Below are 6,154 nucleotides of genomic sequence, written 5' to 3' on the forward strand. Positions count from 1 at the left end.
CAGTCTGGAAGCAGTCTGGAAGCCGTTGATATTAGGGCTAGCCGCAGCCAGAGCCTCAAGGCTCTCGAGTTCGGCAACGGCAAATTTCAGGCCGACCGAAACGAAGACCGGGACATGCGTGTTCTTGCGGATTGACGCCGGATCGATAGAGACGCAGCCAGCGATGACCGCATCGGGTATCGTGTCTTCTATTTCAAGCGGTCGTGGAGCGCGGATCGTCGCTGTGGTGACCCGGCCTTCGCGGCGCTTCAGGGCGACTTCTACCAGACCGGCCTTCTCCTCGAACCGCAGCGTATCGCCGATGGGGCGGCCGAAGATTTCGCTCTGCTGGCCCAGTACATAGGCGGTGCCGACATTGGGATGACCGGCGAAGGGTATCTCCATCGTCGGCGTGAAGATGCGCACCCTTGCCGTGTTTTTGGGGCTCTCCGGCGGCAGCACGAAGGTGACTTCGGAATAGCCGAATTCGGCAGCGATCTTCTGCATTGCCGCGTCGCTCAGCCCCCTTGCATCGGCCATGACCGCGAGCGGGTTGCCCTCGAAGCGGGTGGAAGTGAAAACGTCGACAGTGGTGTAGGACAGGCTGTTCATGGCGGCTCCGATGGTTGGGCGCCATGATTAGCGAGGCCAGCGGTTGCGGCGAAGGATTATCTTGTCGCGATGACAAATCGCCATCGCGATATGCAGGCACAAATAAAACAGGCGGCGAAGGTGTTCGCCGCCTGCATCATTCTCTCAAGCTTCAAAAGCTCATGCGGCCTTTTCGAGCTCGGCCTTCCAATTGCCCTTGGCGGCGAGGCTGTTCATTTCGGCGCGGTGCGTGAGTTCGCGCTGGCCGGCAGCGACATTTTCCGGCTTGCCGTTCCAGGCCTTGAGCGCGCTGTCCTGCAGGGCCCGGCCGTAGGAGAAAGTGACGAACCAAGGCAGTTCATAGCCGGAATTGATCGCCGAGAGATGGGCGGTCGCTTCTTCCGTGGTCTGGCCGCCGGAGAGGAAAGCGATGCCCGGAACGGCCGATGGGACCGTGCGCTTCAGCACCTGAACGGTACGTTCTGCGACTTCGGCGACCGAGGCCTTGCGGGCGTTCTTGCCGTCGATGACCATGTTCGGCTTCAGGATCATGCCTTCGAGGCTGACGCGGGCATCGGCCAGTTCCTCGAACACGATGCGCAGCGTGGATTCGGTCACTTCGGCGCAGCGGTCGATATTGTGGTCACCCGGCTTGCCGTCCATCAGGCATTCCGGCTCGACGATCGGCACGATCCCGGCCTCCTGGCAGAGGGCTGCATAGCGGGCGAGCGCCTGAGCGTTGGCGCGGACGGAACCGCGGGTCGGCAGGGTCTGGGAGATGGCGATGACGCCGCGCCACTTGGCGAAGCGGGCACCGGCGTCATAATATTTAGCCAGACGTTCTGCGAGGCCATCGAGGCCTTCGGTGACCGTTTCACCCGGATATTTCGCCATCGGCTTGGCGCCAGTATCGACCTTGATGCCTGGAATGCCGTCGGCGGCTTTGATGATGTCGACGAAGGGCGTGCCGTCGGCAGCCTTCTGGAAAAGGGTTTCCTCATAGAGAATGACGCCGGAGATATATTTCTTCATCGCTTCGTCGGAGCGGAAGAGCATCTCGCGATAGTCGCGCCGGCTGGTTTCGGTCGATTCAAGATTGATCGCGTCGAAACGCTTCTTGATGGTGGCGGTCGATTCATCGGCTGCAAGCAGGCCCCGACCACCGGCAACCATCTTCACTGCAATGTCTTCCAGTCGTTCGCTCATCTTGTTCTCTCCACAATGAAACCCGGTAGAATTGATAATATAGAACCCGGATAACAGAAGTTTATAGGGAGAAAAAAGGGAGCGCTAAGTCGTTGAAACGATTGAAATGATTTCAATCGTTTGAAAGTTCGGGAATTTTTTCTTTTCTTGAGCAAAAGACCGCAGAAGCGTTCGCCTCCACGGTCTATCCTGCTGGAATATCTGTCGAATCGGCTTATCGATTAGCGGCGGTTAGCGGGAGAGAACGGCCACGCCCGGCAGTTCCTTGCCTTCCATCCATTCAAGAAAGGCGCCGCCCGCGGTCGAAACATAGGTAAACTCTTCGGCAACGCAGGCATGGTTCAGCGCGGAGACCGTGTCACCACCGCCTGCGACTGACGTGAGCTTGCCGGCCCTGGTGCGTTCGGCGGCATATTTCGCAGCGGCGACGGTCGCTGCATCGAAGGGCTCGATTTCAAAAGCGCCGAGCGGGCCGTTCCAGACGAGCGTGGTCGCGCGCTCGATCCAGGCCTTGACGGCATCAATCGACTTCGGGCCGACATCAAGGACCATGGCATCGGCCGGAATGGCGTCGATGGAGACGGTCTCGTTGGCCGCACCTGCCTTGAATTCGCGGGCGATGACACCGTCTTCCGGCAGGACGATCGCGCAGCCGGCGGTGGCGGCTTCGATCATGATCTGCCTKGCGGTATCGGCGAGATCATGTTCGCAGAGCGACTTGCCGACATTGGTGCCGCGGGCGGCGATGAAGGTGTTGGCCATGCCGCCGCCGATGACGAGCGCATCGACCTTCTTCACGAGGTTCATCAGGAGGTCGATCTTGGAGGAGACCTTGGCGCCGCCGACGATCGCCACGACCGGGCGAACCGGGTTGCCGAGGCCCTTTTCCAGTGCCTCAAGTTCGGCCTGCATGGTGCGCCCCGCATAAGCCGGTAAATGATGAGCAAGGCCTTCGGTGGAGGAGTGGGCGCGGTGAGCAGCCGAGAAGGCATCGTTCACATAGATATCGCCGTTTGCGGCAAGTGCCTTGGTGAAATCAGGATCGTTCTTTTCCTCGCCTTTATGGAAGCGGGTGTTTTCCAACAGCAGGATATCGCCGTTGTTCATCTTCGCGACGGCGGAAGCGGCAGCCTCGCCGATGCAGTCGGAAGCTGTCAGCACGGCATGGTCAAGCACCTGTTCGACGGAGGGGGCAACCAGCGAAAGAGAGAATTCTGCCGAGGGTCCATCCTTAGGGCGGCCGAAATGAGCAAGCAGGATGACCTTCGCGCCCTTTTTTGACAGCTCAAGGATCGTCGGCGCAACGCGCTCGATGCGGGTCGTGTCCGTGACCTTGCCGTCCTTGACCGGGACGTTGAGGTCGACGCGGACGAGAACGCGCTTGCCGGCGATGTCGTTGAGGTCGTCGAGGGTCTTGAAAGCTGCCATGGGAGGATCCATTCGTGGTTGGCGAAAGTTGCGCCGACCATAGCAAGGATCGGAGGAGACGCAAGGCAGTCGGCCGCCGTTTCAGCGCGGGTTTTCGTCACGTCCTGCAGCACCTTCCGCCGTGGCTGCCTCACGTTTCTGGCGGCCTTTCATGCGGTCGCGAATGCGCTGGATAATATCGCGCAGATTGATGAAGATCGGCAGCGTGGTGGCCGGCTCGACAGCCTCCAGCGACATGCCGACAGAGGTGATGTGATCCTGATCGTCGAGGTCGCGGACGATGAGGATGAGCGAGCCGAGACGGACACGATCGGCGTAGTCCGCCTTGCCGCCGAGGCGCTGTTTCATCAGTTCGGCGATTGTCAGCCCCTTTTCGGATTCATTGAGAAGGCCCGGGCCATAGGCGGCATCGAGATCGGCTGCGGGGCGGGCCGGGGACAGTGCGAAGGCGCCGAAGAATTCCGCATCATCGTCATCAACGGGAGCGCGGCTGGCGAAGAGGCGGTCGAGCAGGCGTGAATAGCTGGGCGCGATGAAGAGATAGACGAGATCGTTTTCCCTGAGGCGGCCGGCATACTGATAACGCATCGACTTGCCGTCGCGGATCACCAGCGAGGGTGCTGCCCAGCGCGGAATGCGCTCGCCGCGCAGAACCGGACTGTCCTTGACGACGCGATAGGAAAGCAGTTCGTGATTGGCGGCACCCGGCAGGTCTACCTCCACCTTGTCGACCGCGCCGATGCGTGGAGGGATGATGAGGCCGAGGCGCTTGGCGACGGGTTTGATCGTCCAGCCCTGTACGAGCAGCGAGACCAGCACGATGATGAAGGCGGTGTTGAAATAGATTTGGCTGTGCTCCAGCCCGCCGAGGATTGGCATGATGGCGAGCAGGATGGAGACGGCGCCGCGCAGGCCGACCCAGGCGACGAAGCCGATTTCCTGCTGTGTATAATCGAAAGGCAGCAGCGACAGCCAGACGGCGAGCGGCCGGGCGACGAAGATCAGGAAGAGCGCGAGCAGGATCGCCGGGACGATGATAACAGGAAATTGCGAAGGTGTTGCGAGTAGGCCGAGGACAAGGAACATGATGATCTGGGCAAGCCAGGTCATGCCGTCCTGGAAGCGCCTGATGGTGCCGATCGCCTGCATCTTGCGGTTTCCGGCGTAGATGCCGGCGACATAGACCGCAAGGAAGCCGCTGCCACCCACCGCGCCGGTGAAGGAAAAGACGAGCAGGGCGAGCGCCAGCACGAAGATCGGCGTCAGGCCGCGATCGGTTTCCAGTCGGCCGGCGATCAGCACGATCATCATGCCACCAAGCAGGCCGAGGATAACGCCGAGGCCCATCTGCTGGATGAACATGGCGAGCATGCCGATATTGATGCCGGCGTAACGTTCGCCGCTCGCGAGAACCTCGACCAGGGCGATGGTCAGGAAAATCGCCATAGGGTCGTTGGTGCCGGATTCGACTTCCAGCGTGGAACGCACCTTGTCGCGGATGTTGATGCCGCCGATGCGCAGCAGGAAGAAGACGGCTGCGGCATCGGTGGATGCGACGATGGAGCCGAGCAACATACCTTCGAGCCAGCTGAAATGCAGCAGCCAGCGGGCCGCAAAGGCGAAGAGCGCTGCGGTCAGAAGCACGCCGACCGATGCGAGCGTCAGTGACGGGATTGCGGCGATGCGGAAGGCCTGCATCGGCGTGCCGAAACCGGAATCGAAAAGGATGATGGCGAGTGCGATCGAGCCCAGAACATAAGCGAGATAGTTGTTGCTGAATTCGATGCCGACACCGTCAACGCCTGCAGCAAGGCCGATCATCAGGAAGAGCAGAAGCAAGGGGGCGCCGAAGCGGAAGGCCAGCAGGCTCGAAAAGGCTGCAAGAAGCACGAGCGCCGTTGCGACCAGCACCACGATGTAAAACGCTTCCATGCCTACCCCTTTCGCTTCATCACGCCATCCCGAAGCCGCCCCGGCCTATTCTTCAACCCTCCGCGTCCAGCACGATCCGTTAGTAAACGGCAAAATGCGGCAGAAGGGTAGGCCTTGCGGCTTAACCTCGGCTGCATTGCTGCATCATGCTGCTGGACGGCCCTTGAAATGAGGGCCAGTGGAGAATGTTACGGGAGAAAGTCTGTAAAAAGAATGTATAGGCAAATCAGGCGAGAGCAGGGCAGATAGGCGGGGCACTGCACTTTTTGTTGATGAGGCTGTCAGAGGCCGCTTCGTTCCTTCTTCACCAGATATTGTTTCTGAATTCTGTCCACGGGGGTACCGTCGTCGAGAGGCACTTTTTCCATTACGTTATAAGTGCGGAATCCCATCTTTTCGTAATAGGCTAGCCCGCCGCCGTTATCGGCGCGAATGGTTGCGTTGATGAAGTCGATATTGCGTTCTTTCGCCACAGAAACTGTTGCTGAAAAAAGCGCGGTGCCGACGCCCGGTATCTTCGGACTTCGGCGAGCGAAGGTCCCGATGTCGGCCCATCCCTCCGGCCGGTTTTCATAGAGGCTAAGGAACTGAAAGCCGGCGAGCCCGGATCCTGCTTGCGCTACATGACATGTGAGGGCGAATTCGCCGGTAATGAACCAGTCGGCCAACTGGTCGGGGGAAAGGGGAGCCTCCAGGGCAGTCGTGCCGCCGGCTTCGATGATCTCATTGAGAAGTCCGCTGAGTTCCTGTGCGTCATCAGCCGTCGCCTTGCGAATAGTGAGATGCGCCATGCTTTTCTATCCTTCCGTTGTTGCATGCAGGGTCGGGTACTTCGATCCCAGCCGCTCCGATCTTCTGTTTATCGCAGAAACGAAAACGGCCCGGTTTCCCGAGCCGTTTCCTGATCTCTCTGCCGGAAGCTTAGATGAGCTTGGCGAAGGCTACGGCCGTGTCGGACATACGGCTGGAGAAGCCCCACTCGTTGTCGTACCAGGACAGGACGCGCACGAAATTGCCT

Annotated in this window: 5 protein-coding genes; all 5 read right to left on the reverse strand. The window is 60.0% G+C overall.

Translation table 11 applies throughout. The features are described from left to right. Positions 1–591 (reverse strand): PhzF family phenazine biosynthesis protein (locus AC1D35_RS34535; protein WP_477942374.1); only part of this gene is annotated, 591 nt, incomplete at its 3' end. Positions 592–750: 159 nt separating this feature from the next. Then, positions 751–1,776, reverse strand: coding sequence for a class I fructose-bisphosphate aldolase (locus AC1D35_RS34540; protein WP_113310270.1), 1,026 nt, complete (start codon positions 1,774–1,776; stop codon positions 751–753). 231 nt (positions 1,777–2,007) lie between these two features. Continuing rightward, complete coding sequence (locus AC1D35_RS34545; RefSeq protein WP_477942376.1) at positions 2,008–3,204, reverse strand: phosphoglycerate kinase; 1,197 nt, start codon at positions 3,202–3,204, stop codon at positions 2,008–2,010. A gap of 81 nt (positions 3,205–3,285) precedes the next feature. After that, complete coding sequence (locus AC1D35_RS34550) at positions 3,286–5,136, reverse strand: potassium/proton antiporter (RefSeq protein WP_113310268.1); 1,851 nt, start codon at positions 5,134–5,136, stop codon at positions 3,286–3,288. A 281-nt stretch (positions 5,137–5,417) separates the two neighbouring features. Continuing rightward, positions 5,418–5,927, reverse strand: coding sequence for a GNAT family N-acetyltransferase (locus AC1D35_RS34555; protein WP_113310267.1), 510 nt, complete (start codon positions 5,925–5,927; stop codon positions 5,418–5,420). Between the last annotated feature and the right edge of the window lie 227 nt (positions 5,928–6,154).

Source organism: Rhizobium sp. P1_E6, assembly GCF_056405875.1.

Coding starts and splice junctions, on each gene's coding strand:
- AC1D35_RS34550 (WP_113310268.1), bottom strand. CDS start 5,136: ATGGAAGCGTTTTACATCGTGGTGCTGGTCGCAACGGCGCTCGTGCTT.
- AC1D35_RS34540 (WP_113310270.1), bottom strand. CDS start 1,776: ATGAGCGAACGACTGGAAGACATTGCAGTGAAGATGGTTGCCGGTGGT.
- AC1D35_RS34555 (WP_113310267.1), bottom strand. CDS start 5,927: ATGGCGCATCTCACTATTCGCAAGGCGACGGCTGATGACGCACAGGAA.